Source organism: Streptomyces sp. MS19, assembly GCF_047200595.1.
Lineage (GTDB): Bacteria > Actinomycetota > Actinomycetes > Streptomycetales > Streptomycetaceae > Streptomyces.
Map to the genome: position 1 here is coordinate 115,059 of NZ_JBJZOH010000009.1, position 21,883 is coordinate 136,941.

Annotated in this window: 15 protein-coding genes and 1 pseudogene; 7 read left to right on the forward strand and 9 right to left on the reverse strand. The window is 74.3% G+C overall.

From position 1 onward, the window contains the following. Positions 1-5: 5 nt before the first annotated feature. Both erm and ACL02R_RS12350 read right to left on the reverse strand, forming a co-directional pair. Complete coding sequence (gene erm, locus ACL02R_RS12345) at positions 6-800, reverse strand: ErmE/ErmH/ErmO/ErmR family 23S rRNA (adenine(2058)-N(6))-methyltransferase (RefSeq protein ID WP_412796908.1); 795 nt, start codon at positions 798-800, stop codon at positions 6-8. A gap of 124 nt (positions 801-924) precedes the next feature. Beyond that, positions 925-1,059, reverse strand: a complete 135-nt coding sequence (locus ACL02R_RS12350; RefSeq protein ID WP_362964733.1) for a hypothetical protein — start codon at positions 1,057-1,059, stop codon at positions 925-927. A gap of 207 nt (positions 1,060-1,266) precedes the next feature. Here ACL02R_RS12350 and ACL02R_RS12355 point away from each other — a divergent pair, with 207 nt between their 5' ends. Both ACL02R_RS12355 and ACL02R_RS12360 read left to right on the forward strand, forming a co-directional pair. Then, positions 1,267-4,959 carry an ABC transporter ATP-binding protein gene (locus tag ACL02R_RS12355; protein WP_412796989.1) on the forward strand — a complete coding sequence of 1,231 codons (3,693 nt, stop codon included), beginning with the start codon at positions 1,267-1,269 and terminating at the stop codon, positions 4,957-4,959. A gap of 356 nt (positions 4,960-5,315) precedes the next feature. Continuing rightward, positions 5,316-5,505, forward strand: a pseudogene (locus ACL02R_RS12360) (CorA family divalent cation transporter); the annotation flags it as partial. 304 nt (positions 5,506-5,809) lie between these two features. Here ACL02R_RS12360 and ACL02R_RS12365 read toward each other — a convergent pair. The 4 genes from ACL02R_RS12365 to ACL02R_RS12380 form a co-directional block, all read right to left on the reverse strand. Then, the gene (locus tag ACL02R_RS12365; RefSeq protein ID WP_412796990.1) at positions 5,810-6,331 is read right to left on the reverse strand and encodes a hypothetical protein; all 522 of its coding nucleotides are present in this window, start codon (positions 6,329-6,331) and stop codon (positions 5,810-5,812) included. 762 nt (positions 6,332-7,093) lie between these two features. Continuing rightward, positions 7,094-7,651, reverse strand: a complete 558-nt coding sequence (locus tag ACL02R_RS12370) for an NUDIX domain-containing protein (protein WP_412796909.1) — start codon at positions 7,649-7,651, stop codon at positions 7,094-7,096. Then, positions 7,648-9,891, reverse strand: a complete 2,244-nt coding sequence (locus ACL02R_RS12375; RefSeq protein WP_412796910.1) for a SpoIIE family protein phosphatase — start codon at positions 9,889-9,891, stop codon at positions 7,648-7,650. Before ACL02R_RS12375 ends, ACL02R_RS12370 begins: the two co-directional genes overlap by 4 nt. A 136-nt stretch (positions 9,892-10,027) precedes the next feature. Further along, a complete protein-coding gene (locus ACL02R_RS12380; protein ID WP_412796911.1) occupies positions 10,028-12,028 on the reverse strand; it encodes a glycosyltransferase in 2,001 nt (666 codons plus the stop codon). A gap of 161 nt (positions 12,029-12,189) precedes the next feature. On the opposite strand from ACL02R_RS12380, the gene ACL02R_RS12385 reads away from it, so the two are divergent. Then, positions 12,190-12,816: an arylamine N-acetyltransferase family protein gene (locus ACL02R_RS12385; protein WP_412796912.1), complete on the forward strand. Its 627-nt coding sequence runs from the start codon at positions 12,190-12,192 to the stop codon at positions 12,814-12,816. A 407-nt stretch (positions 12,817-13,223) separates the two neighbouring features. Here ACL02R_RS12385 and ACL02R_RS12390 read toward each other — a convergent pair whose 3' ends face one another. Together ACL02R_RS12390 and ACL02R_RS12395 are read right to left on the reverse strand one after the other, a co-directional pair. Next, positions 13,224-13,559, reverse strand: a complete 336-nt coding sequence (locus tag ACL02R_RS12390) for a hypothetical protein (protein ID WP_412796913.1) — start codon at positions 13,557-13,559, stop codon at positions 13,224-13,226. After that, positions 13,556-14,605: a LacI family DNA-binding transcriptional regulator gene (locus ACL02R_RS12395; RefSeq protein WP_412796914.1), complete on the reverse strand. Its 1,050-nt coding sequence runs from the start codon at positions 14,603-14,605 to the stop codon at positions 13,556-13,558. The genes ACL02R_RS12390 and ACL02R_RS12395 overlap by 4 nt, the downstream gene beginning before the upstream one ends. A 104-nt stretch (positions 14,606-14,709) precedes the next feature. Here ACL02R_RS12395 and ACL02R_RS12400 point away from each other — a divergent pair, with 104 nt between their 5' ends. The 3 genes from ACL02R_RS12400 to ACL02R_RS12410 all read left to right on the forward strand — a co-directional run bounded on the left by ACL02R_RS12400 (position 14,710) and on the right by ACL02R_RS12410 (position 17,987). Next, positions 14,710-15,870 (forward strand): Gfo/Idh/MocA family protein, encoded by a 1,161-nt coding sequence (locus ACL02R_RS12400; protein ID WP_412796915.1) that lies wholly within the window; start codon positions 14,710-14,712, stop codon positions 15,868-15,870. An 18-nt stretch (positions 15,871-15,888) separates the two neighbouring features. Then, positions 15,889-17,046, forward strand: a complete 1,158-nt coding sequence (locus tag ACL02R_RS12405; RefSeq protein ID WP_412796991.1) for a dihydrodipicolinate synthase family protein — start codon at positions 15,889-15,891, stop codon at positions 17,044-17,046. Between the two features lie 143 nt (positions 17,047-17,189). Next, positions 17,190-17,987 carry a sugar phosphate isomerase/epimerase family protein gene (locus ACL02R_RS12410; RefSeq protein WP_412796992.1) on the forward strand — a complete coding sequence of 266 codons (798 nt, stop codon included), beginning with the start codon at positions 17,190-17,192 and terminating at the stop codon, positions 17,985-17,987. A 213-nt stretch (positions 17,988-18,200) separates the two neighbouring features. Here ACL02R_RS12410 and ACL02R_RS12415 read toward each other — a convergent pair whose 3' ends face one another. Next, entirely contained in the window at positions 18,201-19,433 is a 1,233-nt protein-coding gene (locus ACL02R_RS12415) for an amidohydrolase family protein (RefSeq protein WP_412796916.1), read from the reverse strand. A 180-nt stretch (positions 19,434-19,613) separates the two neighbouring features. Here ACL02R_RS12415 and ACL02R_RS12420 point away from each other — a divergent pair, with 180 nt between their 5' ends. Then, positions 19,614-21,842, forward strand: a complete 2,229-nt coding sequence (locus tag ACL02R_RS12420; RefSeq protein WP_412796917.1) for an ATP-dependent RecD-like DNA helicase — start codon at positions 19,614-19,616, stop codon at positions 21,840-21,842. The last annotated feature ends 41 nt before the right edge of the window (positions 21,843-21,883 follow it).

A 21,883-nucleotide genomic window follows, 5' to 3' on the forward strand; every position in this document is an offset into this window, starting at 1 on the left:
GGGGACTACCGGCCCCCGGGGTGCGACGGATGCAGGCGGCGGAAGACCGTCAGCCACTGCTCAGGGGAGACGTGCCCCACGGGCGCGGTGTACGGAATGCCCGCCGCGTCCAGCGCGGCCCGTACACGGGGTGCACGGTGCGCGCGGCAGAGCGACGCGTACAGCGAGCCGCCTACACCGGTGAAGCCCTGCGCGACGAGCGCACGGTACGCGGGCATGGCGCGGGCGGGCAGCAGCGGGGCCGCTCTGCGGTCCAGGTGCAGCAGGGCGGAATCGGTCCGGGGAACCGGGCTGAACAGCTCGCGGCGCAGCCTGGGGCCGAGGCGCCACGTGAACTCGGGCCAGTACTCGACGGTCAGCAACGGCCACGTACCGAAACCGCCGGTGCGCTTGCGCGCGAACTCCAGCTGGGTCACCAGCGTGGCGGAGGTGAGCTGCCGGGCGGACAGGCACCAGCGGACGATGTCGGTGGTGCGGGAGTAGGGGATGTTGCCCACCACGGTGAAGGGCGTGGTGGGGGCGGTCGCGTGCAGGAAGTCGCCGGGGACCACGCGCACGTTCGGCAGGCCGTGGAGGCGGCCCGGCAGGCGCGCGGCCAGCTCGCGGTCGATCTCGTAGGCGATGACCTGCCGTGTGTGGCGGGCCAGGATGCGCGTCAGGGTGCCCTCGCCCGCGCCAGGCTCCACCACCAGGTCGCTCGGTCGTACGCCGGACGCGCGCACGACGGTGCGCAGCGTGGCGGCATGGCGGAGGAAGTTCTGCGAGAGGGTCTTGCGTCGGGAGGGTCGGTGGTGTGCCACAGGCGTTGTCCTCGTGAGGAGGACAGGCCGCGCACGGCGGAACGCTGGGGGTAGGGCGGTGCCGCGGCCTGTCCGGTCGTGAAAGGGGACACGGACAGCCCTGGGGCACGGGGAACGGGCGGGGCTAGCTGCCGGGCAGGACCTCGTGGACCAGGGCCGGGCGCCGGGCGCGGGGGCGTTCGATGAGGCAGGGGCTCACCGCGGCGGTCCGCGCACAGGCGCGGGTGCCGCGGGTCACCGACGTTCCGAAAGCCGACATGCGCCGCAGGGTACGGAGGCCCGCCGAGGGGCGGCAACCGGTTTTCCCCTGGTGGCGGAGCGCGGGGCAAAGTGTTGCGGTGGGATGAAATCACCAGGCCGGGGCGTTGTCCCCGGGGTGAGCCATGCGACGGGAAGGGCGACCGTGGGACAGAACGGCGGGTGGGTGAGGCGGCTGACGGCCGTCTGCTGGCGCTACCGGAGCACGATGCTGCTGGCGGTCGGCTCGTCCCTGCTGGGCATGGCCGTCATGGCGCTGATGCCCCTGATCACCAAGAAGATCATCGACGACGTGGTGGTCGGCGGTGACGGCGGCCTCGCCGTGTGGATCGTCCTGATGATCGCGGGCGCGGTCGTCGTCTACGCCCTCACGTTCATCCGCCGCTTCTACGGCGGCAGGCTCGGCATCGACGTGCAGCACGACCTGCGGACCGAGATGTTCCGTTCCATCACGCGGCTCGACGGGCGGCGGCAGGACCAGCTCAGCACCGGGCAGGTCGTCGGCCGCGCCACCAGCGACCTCCAGCTGATCCAGGGCCTGCTGTTCATGATGCCGATGACCATCGGCAACATCGCGCTCTTCGCCGTCTCCCTCACCGTCATGGTCACGCTCTCGCCGCTGCTGACGCTCGTCGCGCTGGCCGTGATCCCCGCCCTGTGGTTCATCACCTCGCGCAGCCGCACCCGCCTCTTCCCCGCCACCTGGGACGCCCAGGCGAAGGCCGGGGAGGTCGCCGGGGTCGTGGACGGCGCGATGAGCGGGGTGCGCGTCGTCAAGGGCTTCGGGCAGGAGGAGCAGGAGACGGGGAAGCTCCGGGCGGTCAGCGCGTCGCTGTTCGGGGCGCGGCTGCGGACCGTGCGGCTCAGCGCGCGGTACACGCCCGCGCTCCAGGCCGTCCCGGCGCTCGGGCAGGTCGCCATGCTGGCCCTCGGCGGCTGGATGGCGACGCGCGGGCAGATCACGCTGGGCACGTTCGTCGCGTTCTCGACCTACCTGGCGCAGCTCGTCGGCCCCGTGCGGATGATGACCGTGATCGTCACCATGGGGCAGCAGGCGCGGGCCGGTGTGGAGCGCGTCTTCGAGCTGATCGACACCGAGCCCGAGATCAAGGAGGCGCCCGACGCACGCGCGCTGCCCGCCGACGCGCCGGCCACCGTCGAGTTCGACCACGTCAGCTTCGGATATGGCGGCGGCGACAGCGGGCGGCGCGTCCTGGACGACCTGTCGCTGCGCATCGAGCCCGGGGAAACCCTCGCCGTGGTCGGCCGCTCCGGCAGCGGGAAGTCCACGGTCTCGCTGCTGCTGCCGCGTTTCTACGACCCCGACAGCGGGACGATCCGCGTGGGCGGCGAGGACATCCGACAGCTCACCTACGACTCGCTGCGCACGGCCATAGGGCTGGTGCCCGAGGACAGCTTCCTCTTCTCCGACACGCTGCGCGCCAACCTGGCGTACGGGCACCCCGAGGCGACGGACGCGCAGGTACGGGCCGCCGCGCGCGCCGCGCAGGCCGACACGTTCATCTCCGACCTGCCCGAGGGCTACGACACCGTCATCGGCGAGCAGGGCCTCACCCTGTCCGGCGGGCAGCGGCAGCGCGTCGCCCTGGCCCGCGCCATCCTCACCGACCCCCGGCTGCTGATCCTGGACGACGCGACCTCCGCCGTGGACGCCCGTGTCGAGCACGAGATCCACGGTGCGCTGCGCTCCGTCATGGCGGGGCGCACGACGCTGCTGATCGCGCACCGGCAGTCCACGCTCCAGCTCGCCGACCGCATCGCCGTGCTGGACGGCGGCCGGCTGGTGGACACCGGCACGCACGAGGAACTCGTCGCGCGCTGCGAGGAGTACCGCGCGCTGCTCGCCGACCCGGGCGAGCTGGGCGGCGTGGAACGCGACCCGGCGGGCCTGGACGGGCCGCCGCCCGCACCCGGGCACGGCGACGTGACCGCCGACGGTGTGACGGCCAACGGTGTGACGGCCGCACTGTGGCGGCGGGACAAGAACACGGCGGACCCGGCGCGTTCCGCTGCCTCCACACCACCCACCCCTGAGCTGGCCGCGCAGATCGCCGCGCTGCCCCCGGCCACCGACGTACCCGACATCGACGAGGCCCGCGCCGCCAGGCCCGAGCCCGGCGGCTACGGGCTGCGGCGCCTGCTCGGCGGCCTGGGACGGCCGCTGCTGCTGGGGCTCCTGCTGGTCATCGCCGACGCGGTCGCGTCCCTGGTGGTGCCCGTGCTGATCCGCTACGGCATCGACCAGGGTGTGCAGCAGACCGCGCTCGGCGCGGTGTGGGCGGCGGCGGGGATCGCGCTCGTAGTGGTGCTCGCGCAGTGGGCCGTGCAGTACGGCGCGGCCCGTACGGTCGGCCGCACGGGGGAGCGGGCACTGTACTCGCTGCGCATCAAGATCTTCGCCCAGCTCCAGCGACTGGGGCTCGAATACTACGAACGGGAGCTTGCCGGGCGGCTGATGACCCGCATGACGACGGACGTGGACGCCCTGACGTCCTTCCTCCAGACCGGGCTCGTCCAGGCCCTCGTCGCGGTGATGACGTTCTTCGGCATCATGGGCGTCCTCGTCGCCATCGACGTGCAGCTCGCGCTCGTCGTGCTGGCCACGCTGGTGCCGCTGATCGCGGGCACGGTCGTCTTCCGGCGGCACAGCACACGGGCGTACGAACTGGCGCGGGAGCGCGTCAGCGGGGTGAACGCGCACCTCCAGGAATCCGTGGCGGGGCTGCGGATGGTGCAGGCGTTCCGCAGGGAGCGCGACGGGTACGAGCGGTTCACCGAGCGGTCGGACGGGTACCGGCAGGCACGCGTGCACGGGCAGCGGCTCATCTCCGTGTACTTCCCGTTCGTGCAGCTCCTCGCCACCCTCGCGACGGCCGGGGTGCTGATCGTCGGCGCCGGGCGGGTCACGGACGGGACGCTGACGGCGGGCGCGCTGGTCGCGTACCTGCTGTACATCGAACTGTTCTTCGCGCCCGTGCAGCAGCTCTCGCAGGTCTTCGACGGGTACCAGCAGGCGACGGTGTCGCTCGGGCGCATCCAGGAGCTGCTGCGGGAGGAGACGACCACGCCGCAGGCGGAGGAACCGGTGCCGGTGGGCGCGCTGCGGGGCGAGCTGGAGTTCGACGGGGTGCGGTTCGCGTACCGGGGCGCGGAGGGGGAGGCGCTGACCGGCGTAAACCTGCGCATCCCGGCCGGGCAGACCGTCGCGTTCGTCGGGGAGACGGGCGCGGGGAAATCGACGCTGGTGAAACTCGTCGCCCGGTACTACGACCCGACGGCGGGCGCGGTGCGGGTGGACGGGAAGGACCTGCGGGACCTGGACATCACTGACTACCGGCACCGGCTCGGCGTCGTACCGCAGGAGCCGTACCTCTTCGCCGGGACCATCCGCGACGCCATCGCCTACGGGCGGCCCGACGCGACCGACGCCGAGGTGGAGGCGGCGGCGCGCGCGGTCGGCGCGGACCGGATGATCGCCGGACTCGACGGCGGCTACCTGCACACCGTCGCCGAGCGGGGGCGGAACCTGTCCGCCGGGCAGCGGCAGCTCGTCGCCCTCGCGCGGGCCGAACTCGTCCGCCCCGACATCCTCCTGCTGGACGAGGCGACCGCCGCGCTCGACCTCGCCACCGAGGCGCTCGTCACCCGGGCCACGGAACGGCTCGCGGGGAGCAGGACGACGCTGGTCGTCGCGCACCGGCTGACGACGGCGGCGCGGGCGGACCGGGTCGTCGTGCTGGACCACGGGCGGGTCGTGGAGGACGGGACGCACGCCGGGCTGATCGAGGCGGGCGGCCGGTACGCGGCGCTGTGGCGGACGTACGCGGGGGAGGACGAGGGCGGCGGGGAGGACGCGCGCCTGGCGCGGGCCGCGCGCTGACGTGCGGCGACGGCCGACCCGCCTGCGGCCCCGGGCCGGAGCGGCCGGGGCCGCAGGCGGGTCGGTCCGACATCCCGTGCCCGGGAGGATGCCGCCGTACGTCGCAAGGCACCGGATCGCCACGCGTACCGGGCGTACCCGGGCGATGCGGTAACGCGGCGAGGTCCGGTGACCGGCGGCGCGCGCCAGGAAAGACCCGAACGACACGACCCGGCCGAAGAAGACGGCCGACCCCCGTCCCCACACCCGGAAGCACCGGCGAGGAGAATCACCGGGACCGCGCCGTCGGCTCCGGCCCGCACAGTGCTCGACGCCCACGGCCGGCGAGCCCGTTGACGCCGCCACACCGACGACCGCCGACCGCAGTCGAGTTCGAGGACATCGCCGAGCTGTTCGGACTGCACCCGCTGGCCGTCGAGGACGCGGCCGACGCGCACCAGCGGCCGAAGCTGGAGCAGTACGACGACACGCTGTTCACGGTGCTCAAGACGGTGCGGTACGTGGACCACGAGCGGCTCACGGCGAACAGCGAGGTCGTGGAGTCCGACGACGCGGACCGATCCGCCACGATCCGAACGACACGACCTGGGTGCGCGCGGTGGCGGCCGACGAGGACGCGCGGTCCTCGGAACCACCGTTGTCCGGGACCGGCGGTCGCGCCGTGGGCGGTGGCGGCGGCTTCGAGTGGTTCGAGGCCGCGCCCGCAGGCGCGGAGCGGTGACGCGCGCGGAGGCGACGCCACCGGCACCGCGCCGACATCGGTCACGGGCGTGACCCGGCGCCCGCACCGCGGCCGATACGCATGGCCTGCGGCACCGACCGGCTTCCGGCTCCTGCGTGCGCGCCGGGTTCACGTCCTGCCGTCGCGCTCCTGGGCCTCGGTGAGGACGGGGGCGGGGGTGGCCGCCCAGTGCGCGTGGCGGACGGGGAGACCGGCGTCGCGGTAGGCGGCGCACACCTGCTGGTCGTCGTCCACGACGACCGACACGGTACGGCCGCGCGCGAGTTCGCGGAGCAGCTCCGGCTTGGCGACCCTGGCGGGGCGGCGGTCGTCCGCGCGGCGCATCAGGAGCCGGCCGGGCGGGAGGCCGTGCCGCGCGAGCCAGCTCTCGGTGTCGGCGCGGCAGCGCTCGGGGCGGCCGGTGACGTACGCGATCTCGTCGGTCCTCGCGCGCTCGTGCGCCAGGGCGACGCCGTCGTGCAGCGGTGTGTCCTTCGCGGCGTCGCGGAAGAAGGCGTTCCAGTCCTTGGGGCGGGACATCAGGTGGTGCAGGCGGTGGCGGACGTCGGCGAGGGTGCCGTCGAGGTCGAAGACGGCCAGCGGCCGTTCCTCGCCGGGCTGCTCCTCCGTCGGCCCGCTCCAACGGGCCATCACCTGCTGCGAGTCGCCCTCGGCGACCTCGGCCAGGAAGGCGGCGGCCTGTGCGTCGCGGAGCGTCGCGGTGGTCCGGCCGCGCCGCGTGAGGGCCACGGAACCGTCGGGCCGGACGTCGAAGGCGAATCCATCGGGTCGGGACATGCCTTGCACGCTACGGTCCCGGCTTCCCGTGTGCACCCCTTTGCGGACCGCGTGCCGCCCGCGCGCCCGGCCGGTTGTCAGTGGGGGGTCTTAGAGTGGCGGCATGATGACAGAGCGTTGTGTGATGGGGGTCTGGATGGCCCTCCGTGCGGTTGCCGCGTGGGGCGCGCTTCTGGCCCTCGCGGGCGGTGTGCCCCGGCGGACGCCGCCTCTCAGGGCACCGCGGGGCCGATCGGCGTACCTGTGGGCGACCCGCTCGCGGGAAGTACGGGTCGCGACCGCGTCGTTCGCCCCGGCGCGCGGGGGACCGGCCCGGGGACCGCCTCGGCGCGCGCTCGCGCCGGGCCGGGCCGGGCCGGTGGCGTCAGCGGGCGACGCGGGCCAGGCGTCGTCGGCGACGGCGCAGCGTCTCGGTGCCCAGCGAGTCCCGGTCAGTGCGACCGCACGTGTAATCCCGCACGGACGAAGGCAGTTGGTCGTGCGCTCGTCGGCCTCTGCCGCGTCACCACGCCGACGTGTCCATGCGGGCTCAGGCGGGTACGGCGGTGTCGTCCGGCGATGACCGGAACCTGTCGCTGGCGCATGCCGGGAGGTGCCGGAAGGCGGCGGCAGAGGTCAGAGAGAGGTCGGGCTGTGAGGCGTTGTCAGGGTGAGGAGGTGGGTGTCCACGGTCTGCACGCGGCCCCCGGGGAGGGGTGACGTGGGGTCCCACCAGGTGAGGTCCTCGATCTCGTCGGTGGGGGCGAACGGCTGGGGCTCGTCGGTCGTGGCCTCGAAGACCGCGCCGTGCAGGACGCGCCGGTCGGGAAGGAACGTCCTGGCGAATCCGGCGAAGCGCGGGACGCCGGCCGCGACCCGCTGACCCGACTCCTCCCACAGCTCCCTGACCGCCGCCTCCCTGGCGGTCTCGCCCGGTTCGAGCTTGCCGCCGGGCAGCTCCCAGCAGTCGCGATGGCGGACACGGACCAGCAGGACGCGTCCGGCGTGCCGCAGCACCACCAGGCAGTAGCCGACCGGCTCGGTGCCCGGCATGCCAGTCCAGGCCCCGGAGGTGGCCTCGGTGACGTCCGGGACCGGTCGGGCGCCACCGAAGGCGGTGTCCTCCGGGAGCCGGGCGAAACCGAGCAGCCGCATACCGAAGGGACCGGTCGCCAGGGGCGGTGTCGCGTTCATGCCCCCGAGCTTACGGGCACGTCCCCGGCCGGCAGTTCGGCCCAGATCGTCTTGCCGTTCGGCGTCTGCCGGGTGCCCCAGCGGTCGGTCAGCTGGGCGACGATGAACAGCCCGCGGCCGTTCTCGTCGGTGCTGCGGGCGCGGCGCAGATGCGGTGACGTGCTGCTGGTGTCGGACACCTCGCAGATCAGGGACCGCTCCCTGATGACGCGCAGCTGGATCGGGCCGCCGCCCGCGTGCCGGACCGCGTTGGTCACCAGTTCGCTGATGACCAGCTCGGTCGTGAACACCGACTCCTCCATGCCCCACTCCCTGAGCCGGCCGGTGACCAGCTCGCGGGCGCGGCTCACGGCGGACGGGTCGCCCGGCAGCTCCCAGCTCGCGACGTGCGACGCGTCCAGGGCGTGGGTGCGCGCCAGGAGCAGGGCGACGTCGTCGGTCGGCCCGTCGGGGAGCATCGCGTCGAGCACGGTGTCACAGGCGACCTCCAGGGTGGGCGCCGGGCGGCGCAGAGCGTCGCGCAGGCGGGCCAGGGCGTGCGGGTCGCCACCGAGCGAGCCCATCTCGCCGTCGGCGCAGGCCCCTTTTTCTTCACCGTCCCCTTTCCTGTCCTCCTCCCTCTCCCCGGCGCCGGCGCCGGGGCTGTCGCAGGTGCCGGCGGCCGGTTCGTCGGAGTCGGCGTCCCCCTTGCCTCTCCCCCCGTCCTCCGGCCCGCCGTCCTCGTCCCGCGCACCGTGCAGCAGGCCCTTGGTGTAGAGCGCCAGCAGGCTGTCCTCCGGGAGCATGATCCGCGTGGACTCGAACGGCAGGCCGCCGAGACCGAGCGGCGGCCCCGACGGCACCTCGACGAGGTCCACCCGCCCGTCCGGCAGCACCAGCGCCGGAGCCGGATGCCCGGCGCGCGCCATCGTGCACGTCCGGGACACCGGGTCGTAGACCGCGTACAGGCAGGTCGCGCCCACCTCGCCGCGCGTCTCCTCCTGTCCCGTCTCGGACCGCAGCCTGATGAGCACGTCGTCCACATGCGTCAGCAGCTCGTCCGGCGGCAGGTCGATGTCGGCGAGCGTGCGGATGGCCGAGCGCAGCCGCCCCATCGTCGCCGACGCGTACAGCCCGTGGCCCACCACGTCGCCCACCACCAGCGCCACGCGGGCGCCGGACAGCTGGATGACGTCGAACCAGTCGCCGCCCACCTCGGCGCCGGTCCCGGCGGGCAGGTACCGGGTGGCGACCTCCACCGCCGACATGTCCGGCAGGCGCCGGGGCAGCAGGCTCTGCTGGAGCGTCAGCGAGGTGCGGTGCTCGTGCGTGTAGCGCCGGGCGTTGTCCTCGCAGACGGCCGCCCGCGCGCCGATCTCCTCGGCGAGGAGCACGTCGTCGCTGTCGAACGGCTCCTGCTGCCGGTGCCGGACGAAGACCGCGACACCGAGCGCCGTACCGCGCGCCAACAGCGGGACGGCGATCGCCGAGTGGAAACCGTACTCTTTCGCCTTCCTCGCCCACCGGTCGTCGCGCGTCAGCCAGCCCGCGCGGTCGTCACCGAGCCGCAGGTTGGTCAGCACGGCGCGCCCCGCGACCAGGCTCTGCGTCAGCAGCGAACTCTCCGGGTACACCGCCGTGCCGCCCGGCCGCAGCACCGCCTCAGGCGAGCCGTCGAGGACCGACCGCTGGGCGATCCGCCGCAGTTCCACGGGGCCGCCCACATGCTTCGGCGGCTCGTTCCCGTTCAGCACCTCGTCGAAGAGGTCCACCACGGCGAAGTCGGCGAAGCCCGGGACCGCCACCTCGACGAGGTCCCACGCGGTCCTGGACACGTCGAGCGTGGACCCGATCCGCGTGCTGGCCACGCTGAGCAGCCGCAGCCGGTCCCTGGCGACCGTCAGCTCGCTGATCCGCACCTCGCGGTTCAGCCGGATGCGGCAGACGACGACGCCCACGACGGCGCCCGTCGCCACCAGCAGGCTCGCGATCGAGCGCTCCAGGACCGAAAGGTCCCGCACCAGGAGCCCGTAGGTGACCAGGATCGCGGCGACGGTGATGACCGCGATCGCCATCGTCTGGCGCAGGGAAAGCAGGGCACCGGCCACGAGCGGGGCGAGCACGGAGTAGCCCGCCAGCCGGGGCGCGCCGGGGTGTGCCGCGAAGACCTGCGCGACCGACAGCAGCGCGACGTAGAGCACCAGGACGGCGAAGACCGCGTCCTTGCGCTTCACTCCTGGCCGTTGTTCTGGGGAAGCCACCCGGCGCACCTCCCGGCCGGAGTGGACTCGGCCTGTCCGAGCCCGGCCCGATGCGATCACCGTAACCGCGGTCGCCCGGCCGGGCGACGGGAGCGCGTACGGGCCGGGCTCCCGTACGCGCGCGGCGGGCGGCCGCTCAGTCGCGGCGGAGGACCAGCGCGTTGTCCTTCGTGAAGCCGAAGCGCAGGGCGCCGCCGGGACCCGCGCCGGGGAAGACGTCGGTGCGCGAACGGTCCGGCACGTCCCCGCCGATACGGCCCACGGGCACGGCCGTCCCGTCCGGCGTGCGCAGCTCGACGGCCCAGGTCTCCGGCGTGCGGCGGGTCCCGTCCGCGCCGCCCTCGTCGCGCGTGGCGAAGGGGCCGGTGAACGGGATGCCGAGCTTGAGCCGAGCAGGTGGCTCCGCCCCTTCCCTCACGGCGCCGCCGGGCGTGTCGGGCGACTCCACCCGCAACGCGACGGTGGGTCCGCGCCCGTTCGCCGGGACCGCGTGGGCCGTCAGCTCGTCCGCCTTCAGACCGCCGAGACCGTACAGGCGCACCGTGACGGCCGCCGTGTCGGCGTCGGCCCGCACCTGCTCCACCTCGGCGTGCGCGGGCCGTGACCAGGCGCGGACGGTGAGGTTGCCGTACTTGGTGACGTACGGGATCCACGCGTGGACCCCGTGCTCGTCCACGCGCGGGCGGGCCGTGACGAGCGCGGCCCGCTCGACCAGCTCGGCCGTCAGGCGCCCGCCGCGCGGCGCGGCGTACAGGTCCCAGCGGCCCTCGGGCAGCGTCAGCGCGGCGGGGTCGAGCGTCGCGGTCGCGTCCTCGCCCTCGCCGCCGGGGCCGGGGCCGGGGGCGAACGGCACGCGGAACTCGTGCTTCCGCATGTCCTTGCGCAGGCGCAGCACCAGCTCGGCGGCCGTGTGCGCGCCGCCCGGCACCGTCACCCGCACGCCGCCGTCCGGCGTTCCCGCGCCCCTGGCCCGCCCCGGGCCGTCCGCCGCTGCCGTGACCGGCTTCGCGGGCCGGCCGCGCAGCAGGCGGGCCAGGAGGCCCGGCGCGCGGGGCGCGGGGCGGTCGGCGGTCAGGGAGGAGAACAGCTCCTCGTAGCGGCTCGCGACGGCGTCCGGCGCGAACTCCGCCGCCGTGCGCAGCCCACGGGCGCCCATCCGGCGCCGCCGGTCCTCGTCGGTCATCAGCTCGCGCAGCGCGTCGGCGAGCGCGCCCGCGCCGCCCTTCAGCGGTGTCAGCAGCCCGTCCTCGCCGTGAGTGATGATCTCGCGCGGCCCGTGCGGGCAGTCCGTCGAGACCACCGGCACCCCGCAGGCCATCGCCTCGACGATGGTCAGCCCGAACGACTCCGCCTGCGACGACACGGCGGCGATCGCGCCCTTCGCCCACTCCGTCTCGATCGGCGCGGCCGCCCCCATCAGCCGCACCTGGTTGTACAGCCCCAGCCTGTCGATCCGCTCGCGCAGCTTCGGCCGCTCCGCGCCACGCCCGTAGATCCGCAGCTCCCAGTCCGGGAAGTCGGGCGCGAGCCGGTCGAACGCGTCGATCAGCCGCCCGTAGCGCTTCACCGGGACGAGGCGCCCCGCGGCGACGATCGCGCGCGTGTCACCCGTCGAGGGGGCGACGCGCGCGGGGGGCGAGCTGTTGGGTATGCACAGGACGCGCGCCTTGGTGCCCTCGGGCAGCGCGGCGCGGTACGCGGCGGCGTCCGCCTCCGACACGGGCACGAACGCGTCCAGCTCGCGCAGCGCGCCGAACTGGAGATCCTTGTCGGCCGGTTTGCGGGTGGCGAGCGTCATGTGCTCCTGGCCCACGCGGGCGTACCGCGCGCCGTCGCCGTGCCGGGCGAGCATGTCGTTGAGCACCGGCCGCGTCCCCACGACGACCTGGGCGCGCGCCTTGGCCAGGAACGCCGCCATCCGGCGCTCGGCCACCTCGGCGGACGACTCGTTGCGCCGCGTCAGCGGTATGAGGGTGACGCGCGGGTCGAAGGCGAGGCTGGGACGGTCGCGCGTGCGGTAGAGGCTCGCCACGGTGACGGCGTGGCCGCGTGCCGCCAGGGCGCCGGACAGATTGACGACGGAACGGATCGTTCCGCCGATGCCGTAGGCGTTGTTGAGCAGAAAAGTTACGTGCATCGTCCCCCCATGTGAACGGTTGGTAACTGCTGTTTCCGTCAGGTGACTGTCGAATGCGCTGGTCGGTTGTGCCGTGCCCCGTATTCGTCTGGGAATGTCCGGTGCGGCGCACGCGTCACAGGGAGGCGGACCCGGGACGCCGCGCGTGGCGGTAGCGCTGGGTGAGCGGGAACTCCCCCCGGCGGGGCACCCGGCGTGGGACGGGCGGAGCCGCCGACCACGGGCGCTGCACCGGGCGCAGATGGAGCGGGTCGCCTACGAGACTCTCGACAACCAGCTGGAACGGCCGACCGGCGGCTTTCGCCGCGCTGCTGACGTCCCTCGGCCAGGACGTGTCGCTGCGCCGGGCCGGGGTGCAGGACGAGGACGAGGGTTCCGAGGGGCCGGGCGGCGACCATCTCGCGCTCACCGTGCGGCTCGACGGGGAACGGTGGCTGGTTGACACCGGGCTCGCCGGCGGGATGTACGAGCCGCTGCCGCTGCGCGAAGGCACCTGCACGCAGGGGCCGTTCACCTACGGCATGGCCCCGTCGGCGGTCGTGCCCGGCGGCTGGCGGTTCGCCCACGACCCCCGTGGCGCCTGCACGGCGACGGTCCTCGCGCCCGAGCCCGCGGAGCACCGGCGGCTCTCGCCCTCCCCCGACTCCGGATTCCTCAGGACCCTCCGGGTCCAGCTCCGCGACGCCAAGGGCGTGGACACGCTGCGCGGCCGCGTGCCGCGCCGGATCGACGCCGGCGGAACGGACGAGCGGATCATCGACACGGCCGCCGAGTGGACGACATCCTGACCGACATCGACACCGCCGCCCGCGTCCGGGCGTGGCAGCGCGTCCGCGCCGGACACCGCGAGCGGGAGGCCGCGAGGCGGCGTGTGGCCACGCCCTGACGGGGGCGCGGTGAGCGCGCCTTCGCCGTCGTCCGCCGCGCCGTCGAGCCCGCCGGCCATCGGCCGGTCGGCCACCGGCCCGACGAGGGCGCGGGGCGCAGGTACCGGCCGGGGGCCGCACGGGCCGGTCGCGTTCGGAAGCGCCACCGGTACCCGTCTCAGCCCGGACGGGCGGGAAGAGCGATGGCCGCCCCCGGTACCGACACCTCCGCGTGAAGCCGTGGGCGTACGAGGTGACGGGCCGTCATCCCGGAGTGCCGGGTACCTCGCGCGTACGGCGTACGGCGCTGACCCTGGGTGCGCGCCGTGTCAGAGCCCCGCTGACCAGGGGATCTCGCACACGTGCGGACCTGGCGGGCACAGGCCGTTCAGCGTGGCCGTGCGCAGCGTGCGCCATGTCTTGAGGGAGCCGGGGAACATGGCACGCACCTCGACCGCCTCGCGTGCGCCGGGGGAGTGCGCCGGGTTCTCGGCCGCCCACTGGTCGGCGAGGTAGCCGTAGTCCTCGGCCGTCGCCGCGCCGCGCGCCTCCTGCCACGCCGGGCGGACGCCGCGGCGGCGCGCCTCCCCGTCCAGCAGCGCGCGGACGCGGGCGACTCCCGCCGCGTCCGCGTACAGGCCCAGCACGATCCGGCGGCGCCTCACGGCTTCACCTGTGGCGGCGGGGCGGTCGAGGCGCGGGGCACCAGCGTCGTCGGACAGGTCACGATCCCCTCCCCGAGGGTCTCCCTCGCGAGTGCCAGGCGGCCCGCGCGGGCGCCCGCCTCCTGGAGCGGGACGCGGACGGTGGTGAGGGCGGGGGTGGCGTCCACGGCGAACGGCAGGTCGTCGAAACCCGCCACCGAGACGTCGTCGGGGATGCGCAGGCCGCGCTCGCGCAGCGCGGCGCAGGCGCCGAGCGCGACGGTGTCGTTGGCGGTGAGGACGGCGGTCAGGCCCGGCTCGCGGTCGAGGAGGGTGAGCGCGCCCTCGTAGCCGGCTTCGCGGTCGTACGCGCCGTGCAGCGTCAGGTGGTCCGTCGAGCCGGCGAGGCCCGCGGCGGCGAGGGCGTCGCGGTGGCCTTCGAGGCGGTGGCGGGTGGTCGTGCGGGCGGCCGGTCCCGCGAGGTAGCCGATGGTGCGGTGGCCGAGGCCGAGGAGGTGCTCGGTGAGGCGCCGGGCGCCGCCCCGGTTGTCGAACGCGAGGGTCGGCACGTCCGCGTCCGGCAGCGGTGGCCGGCCGCACAGGACGATGCGGGTCCCGGCCGACTCCAGGCGGCGCAGCCGGGCGGACAGGGCCGCGATGTGCGCGGGGTCCTCGATGGCGCCGCCGGTGAGGATCACCGCGGCGGCGCGCTGGCGCTGGAGGAGGGTCAGGTAGGTGAGTTCGCGCTCGGCGGAGCCGCCGGTGTTGCAGATGATCGCCATGCGCGGGCCGCCCGCCGCCTCGGCGCCGAACTGCGACTGGACGGCGCCCGCGAGCTGGCCGAAGAACGGGTCGGCGATGTCGTTCACCAGGACGCCGACCAGGTCGGACGTGGCGGCGGCGAGGGCGCTCGCCGGGCCGTTGACGACGTACTCCAGCTCCTCCACGGCCGCGAGGACGCGGCTGCGGGTGGACCCGGCGACCGGGTAGTTGCCGTTGAGCACGCGGGAGACCGTGGCGGCCGACACCCCCGCGCGGGCCGCCACGTCCGCCAGGGTCACTGACATGCCTTCGCTCCCGTACTCGTCCGGGCCACTTGTCCAGGCCGGTGAGGAGAGGTTAGCTTCTTTCCGCATAGTAAGCGCTTACTGAATCAGCGGGAGGCACGCGCATGGCCGCACGCAGGACCGTCCGGATCGCTCTCAACGGCGTGACCGGGCGCATGGGCTACCGCCAGCACCTGGTCCGCTCGATCCTCGCCATCCGCGAGCAGGGCGGCGTGGACCTCGGCGACGGCACCGTGATCTGGCCGGAACCGCTGCTCGTCGGCCGCCGGGAGCACGCGCTGCGCGCCCTCGCGGCGCGGCACGGCCTGGGCGACGACGCGGTGGCGACCGACCTGGACGCGGTCCTCGCGGACGACTCGGTGGACATCTACTTCGACGCCCAGATCACCCTCGCCCGCGAGGAGGCCATCGCGAAGGCGATCGCCGCGGGCAAGCACATATACACCGAGAAGCCCACCGCGACCGGCGTCGAGGGGGCGCTCCGGCTCGCCAGGCTCGCGCGGGACGCGGGCGTGAAGCACGGTGTGGTGCAGGACAAGCTGTTCCTGCCGGGGCTGCTGAAGCTGAAGCGGCTGGTGGACGGCGGCTTCTTCGGCCGCATCCTGTCGGTGCGCGGCGAGTTCGGCTACTGGGTGTTCGAGGGCGACTGGCAGGCCGCGCAGCGCCCGTCGTGGAACTACCGGGCGCAGGACGGCGGCGGCATCGTCGTCGACATGTTCCCGCACTGGGAGTACGTGCTGCACGAGCTGTTCGGGCGCGTGGAGACCGTGCAGGCCGTGACCCGCACGCACATCCCGCAGCGCTGGGACGAGGAGGGCAAGGCGTACGAGGCGACGGCCGACGACGCGGCGTACGGCATCTTCGAACTGGCGGGCGGCATCGTCGCGCAGATCAACTCGTCCTGGTCGGTACGCGTCAACCGGGACGAACTGGTCGAGTTCCAGGTGGACGGCACCGAGGGATCGGCCGTCGCCGGGCTGCGGAACTGCCGCGTGCAGCACCGGTCGGCGACGCCCAAGCCGGTGTGGAACCCGGACATCCCGGCCACCGAGCGCTTCCGCGGCCAGTGGGCCGAGGTGCCGGACAACGGCGAGTTCGACAACGGCTTCAAGGCGCAGTGGGAGCTGTTCCTGCGCCATGTGGTGGCGGACGAGCCGTACTCCTGGGACCTGATGGCCGGTGCGCGCGGCGTCCAGCTGGCCGAGCTGGGCCTCACGTCCGCCGCCGAGGGCCGCCGCCTGTCCGTACCCGAGCTGAGCCTGTGACCCGGTGGGAGCCGAACTCTGATGATCCGACTGCCTGATGCCACTGGAGGGCTGCGCGCGTACACCCCGCGTGCCGAGCCCGCCCGCCTGTCGCCCGGCGGGCCGCCGCTCGCCTCGCGGACCGTCTTCTCCGCCGCGCACGTGGTGGCCGACCCGTTCGCCGACACCACGCCCGACGGCCCGGCCGCCGTGGACTGGGAGACGACGCTCGCCTTCCGGCACCACCTGTGGTCGCACGGGCTCGGCGTCGCCGAGGCCATGGACACCGCGCAGCGCGGCATGGGCCTCGACTGGCGGGGCGCGGCCGAACTGGTCCGCCGCTCCGGCGCGGAGGCGCGCGCCGTCGGCGGCCGGATCGCCTGCGGCGTGGGCACCGACCAGCTGACCGGCCCCGCGCCGCTCGACGAGGTGCGGCGCGCGTACGAGGAACAGCTCTCGGTCGTCGAGGAGACGGGCGCGCAGGCCATCCTCATGGCGTCCCGCGCGCTCGCCGCGGCGGCCACCGGCCCGGAGGACTACCTGACCGTCTACGGGCACCTGCTGCGGCAGGCCGCGGAGCCGGTGATCCTGCACTGGCTCGGCCCGATGTTCGACCCCGCGCTCGCCGGCTACTGGGGCAGCGCCGACCTGGACGCGGCGACCGAGACGTTCCTCGCCGTCATCGCCGCGCACCCGGACAAGGTGGACGGCGTGAAGGTGTCCCTGCTCGACGCCCGGCGCGAGGTGGAGCTGCGGCGCCGCCTGCCGCGCGGCGTGCGCTGCTACACGGGCGACGACTTCCACTACCCCGAGCTGATCGCCGGGGACGATCGCGGTTTCAGCCACGCGCTGCTCGGCATCTTCGACCCGCTCGGCCCGCTGGCCGCGCACGCGGTGCGCACCCTGGACACCGGGGACACGGCGGGCTTCCGGGCGGCCCTCGACCCGACCGTGCCGCTGTCCCGGCACCTCTTCCAGGCGCCGACGCGCTTCTACAAGACGGGTGTGGTCCTCCTGGCGTGGCTGGCCGGGCACCAGGAGCACTTCGTGATGGCGGGCGGCCTCCAGTCGGCCAGGTCGCTGCCGCACCTGGCGCGGGCGTACGAACTGGCGGACGGCCTGGGCCTGTTCCCCGACCCCGGGCTCGCGGAGGAGCGCATGGCGCGCCTGCTGGCGGTGTACGGGGTGGCGCCGTGAGCGGGGCGGGCGACACGAGCAGGGCCAGCAGGGCCAGCAGGGCGAGCGGTACGGCAGCGGACACGGCGACGGACGACGCGAAGGAGCCCGCGGTGACGGACGGGAACACGGTCACGGACCTCCTCGGCTTCTCGGTGAACCAGATGACGGCCAAACAGCTGTCCCTTCCCGCCCTGGTCAACGGCCTGTCGTCACTCAGAGTTCCCGGAGTGGGACTCTGGCGTGAACCCGTCCAGGAGTACGGCCTCGACGCCGCCGCCAAGCTGGTCCGCGACGCCGGGCTGGCCGTCACCTCCCTGTGCCGCGGTGGCTTCCTCACCGCGACCGAACCGGCCGCGCGCGCCGCCGCGCTGGACGACAACCGCGCGGCGGTCGACGAGGCCGCGACCCTGGGCACCGACACGCTCGTCCTCGTCTCCGGCGGCCTCCCGCCGGACAGCAAGGACCTGGCGGGCGCCCGCGAACGCATCGCCGACGCGCTCGCCGAACTGGGCCCGTACGCCGCCGAGCGCGGAGTGCGGCTGGCGGTGGAGCCGCTGCACCCGATGTTCGCGTCCGACCGCTGCGTGGTGTCCACGCTGGCCCAGGCCCTGGACATCGCCGAGCGCTTCCCGGCCGAGCAGGTCGGCATCGTCGTGGACACCTACCACCTGTGGTGGGACGACACGGTCGCCGCGCAGATCCGCCGCGCGGGCCAGGGCGGCCGCATCCACTGCTTCCAGCTCGCCGACTGGGTGACGCCGCTGCCGGAGGGCGTACTCAACGGGCGCGGGCAGATCGGCGACGGGGCCGTGGACATGCGGTGGTTCCGCGACCAGGTGGGCGCGGCCGGGTACACGGGACCGGTCGAGGTGGAGATCTTCAACGACGGGCTGTGGGCCAGGGACGGGCAGGAGGTGCTGGCGGAAACCGTCGCCCGCTACCGCGCGCACGTCCTCTGACCCCCTCCCGCCACGCCTTCCGCCCGGCACCCCGCGGGGTGCCGGGCGGAAGGCGTGGCGGTGACGACCCGATCGATCAGTCCGTCGGGCAGGGTCCGCGCCCTCACCCGGCCGTTCGTCCAGCCGGACGCGCCAGGCCGGGCGGCACGCACGCCCCGCCGCGTACGGGCACCGGCCGCGTCCCCCGGCCATGGCTGGCGGCGCGCGGACGGCTCAGCGCGCCGTCCCCTCCACCGGTACGCCTCCCCGCACCACCGTCCGCCGCCGCCCCGCGTCCCACAGCGCGGCGGGGTCCGTGAACGGATCGCCGTCCAGGACCAGCAGGTCCCCCCGCGCGCCCGGCGCGATCCGCCCCAGGTCGGCCCGCCGCAGCAGGTCCGCGTTGACGGCCGTGGCCGAGCGCAGCGTGGCGAGCATGCCCACCGCCTCGGCCTGGAGGCGCAGGCCGAGCAGTTGGTCGTCCTCCAGGTCGCCCATCAGGTCGGTCCCGAAGCCGACCGGTACACCCGCCGCGAGGGCGTGCGCGACGGCCGCCGCTCCGTCGTGCAGCACCTCGCGGTTCTTGGCGCGTGCCACGGCGGGCAGACCCACCTCGTCGCCGCGCCTGTCCATGGCGTCGTAGGTGACGAGCGTGGGCACCAGGTAGGCGCCGTGCTCCGCCATCAGGGCGGCGGTCGGCGGGTCGAGCAGGTTCCCGTGCTCCACCGAGCGGACGCCGTTGCCCACCGCGTGGGCGATCGCCTCGGGCGCGTACGCGTGGGCCGCGACGTAACTGCCGCGCCGCGCCGCCTCGGAGGTGACGGCCGCGATCTCCTCCGCCGAGTACTGCGGGGGCCGCAGGGGGTCGGACGGGGACACCACGCCGCCTGACGCCATGATCTTGATCGCGTGCGCTCCCTTGCGGAACCGGTCGCGGACGGCGGCGCGCAGGGCGTCCACGCCGTCCACCACCTCGTTCATGTGGCCGCCGTGCAGGCAGATCTCCAGGTCCCCGGGGCGTGCGTCGCCGTGCCCGCCCGTCTGGCTGAGGGCCGGGCCGGTGTAGAGATAGCGGGGCGCGCGGACCAGGCCCGTCCCGACGGCCCGTGCCAGGCCGATGTCGCCGCCCGCGACGTCCCGCACCGTCGTGAAGCCGCGCAGCAGGGCACGTTCGAGCCGCCGCGCGCCCTTCAGCGCGAGGTAGCTGAGCGGTGCCGCCTCGAACTCCAGGCCGTGGAGCGAGATGCCGTACGCGTGGAAGTGCGCGTCGATCAGGCCGGGGAGCACGACGGCGCCCCGCGCGTCCAGCACCCGGTCCGCGCGGGGGACGCGGGTGTCCATCTCGGCGATCACGCCGTCCCGCACGTACAGCGACGTCTCGCGCAGTTCCTCGGACCAGCCGTCGAAGACGAGGGCGTTCTCGACGGTCAGGTCGGGCGTGCCGGGGGCGGCGGGTGCGGAGGTCATGGCCACGGTGCTCCTGTGGTGCGGGCGGTCTCGCCCGCCACTCTCGTCCCCTCCCTCTCCAGCCGGCAAGGGGGTGGGCGGGGCAGGCGGGGCAACCGTGGGTGCCGTCGCGTCAGCCTCCGCGTGTCCGTGACCGGTTGCTCACGACGCGTTGTCAGTGGTGGGGGTTACCGTCAAGGCATGTCACAGAGCGTTGTGGTCGAGGGAGTTCTCGAACGCATCACGTATGCCAACGAGGAGAACGGATACACGGTCGCCCGCGTCGACACCGGGCACGGCTCCGGCGAGCTGCTGACCGTCGTCGGCGCGCTGCTCGGCGCGCAGGTGGGGGAGTCGCTGCGGATGACCGGCCGCTGGGGCTCACACCCGCAGTACGGGCGGCAGTTCACCGTGGAGAACTACACGACGGTTCTCCCGGCCACCGTCCAGGGCATACGCCGCTACCTCGGCTCCGGGCTGATCAAGGGCATCGGGCCGCGGACCGCCGAGCGGATCACGGAGCACTTCGGCGCCGCGACGCTCGACGTCATCGAGACGGACGTGCGGCGGCTCGTCGAGGTCCCCGGCCTCGGGCCGAAGCGCACCGCGTCGATCGCCGCCGCGTGGGAGGAGCAGAAGGCCATCAAGGAGGTCATGGTCTTCCTCCAGGGCGTCGAGGTCTCGACGTCCATCGCCGTGCGGATCTACAAGAAGTACGGTGACGCGTCCATCTCCGTGGTGAAGAACCAGCCCTACCGGCTGGCGGCCGACGTGTGGGGCATCGGCTTCCTCACCGCCGACCGCATCGCCCGCGCCGTCGGCATCCCCCAGGACAGCCCCGAGCGGGTGAAGGCCGGCCTCGCGTACGCGCTGTCGCAGGCCACCGACCAGGGGAACTGCTACCTCCCGGAGGAGCGGCTCATCTCGGACGCCGTAAAGCTTCTCCAGGTGGACACCGGGCTCGTCATCGACTGCCTCGGCGAGCTGGCGGCCGAGCCGGAGGGCGTGGTCACCGAGCAGGTCCCCGACCCCGGCGGGGACGGGATGGTCACCGCCGTGTGGCTCGTGCCCTTCCACCGGGCCGAGGTGTCGCTCGCCGGGCAGCTGCGGCGGCTGCTGCGGGCGGAGGACGACCGGCTCGGGGCGTTCGCCGGTGTGGAGTGGGACAAGGCCCTCGCCTGGCTCGCCCGCCGCACCGGGGCCGAGCTGGCGCCCGAGCAGGAGCAGGCGGTCAGGCTGGCGCTGACCGAGCGGGTCGCGGTCCTCACCGGCGGGCCCGGCTGCGGCAAGTCGTTCACCGTGCGGTCCGTGGTCGAACTGGCGCGGGCCAAGCGGGCGAAGGTCCTGCTGGCCGCGCCGACCGGCCGGGCCGCCAAGCGGCTCGCCGAGCTGACCGGCGCCGAGGCGTCCACCGTCCACCGGCTGCTGGAGCTGAAGCCGGGCGGCGACGCGGCCTACGACCGCGACCGCCCGCTGGACGCGGACCTCGTCGTCGTGGACGAGGCGTCCATGCTCGACCTGCTGCTGGCGAACAAACTGGCGAAGGCCGTGCCGCCGGGCGCGCACCTGCTGCTCGTCGGGGACGTGGACCAGCTGCCCTCGGTCGGCGCGGGGGAGGTGCTGCGCGACCTGCTCGCGCCGGGGTCGCCCGTCCCCGCCGTCCGGTTGACGCGCGTCTTCCGCCAGGCGCAGAAGTCCGGCGTCGTGACGAACGCGCACCGCATCAACCAGGGGCTGCCGCCGGTCACCGAGGGGCTGCCCGACTTCTTCCTCTTCGCCGAGGAGGACACCGAGGAGGCGGGCAGGCTCGCGGTGGACGTGGCGGCCAGACGCGTCCCCGCGCGCTTCGGCCTCGACCCGCGCCGCGACGTGCAGGTCCTCACCCCGATGCACCGCGGCCCGGCCGGGGCGGGCGCGCTGAACGGGCTCCTCCAGCAGTCCGTCACCCCGGCGCGCCCCGGGCTGGCCGAGAAGCGCTTCGGCGGCCGCGTCTTCCGCGTCGGCGACAAGGTCACGCAGATACGCAACAACTACGAGAAGGGCGCCAACGGCGTCTTCAACGGCACGGTCGGCGTCGTCACCGCCCTCGACCCCGACGAACAGCGGCTCACCGTCCGCACCGACGAGGACGAGGACATCGTGTACGACTTCGGCGAGCTGGACGAGCTGGCCCACGCGTACGCCGTCACGATCCACCGCTCGCAGGGCAGCGAGTACCCCTGCGTGGTCATTCCGGTCACGACGAGTGCCTGGATGATGCTCCAGCGGAACCTTTTGTATACGGCGGTCACCCGCGCGAAGCGGCTCGTGGTGCTCGTGGGCTCCCGGCGGGCCCTGGGGCAGGCGGTGCGCGCCGTCTCGGCCGGGCGCCGGTGCACGGCACTGGACGCCAGGCTCGCCGGACGGATACCGCGCCCGGACCATCCGTAAATCTCCCGCTTACGGCGGCACGCCGTGCCAGATTTTTGCCA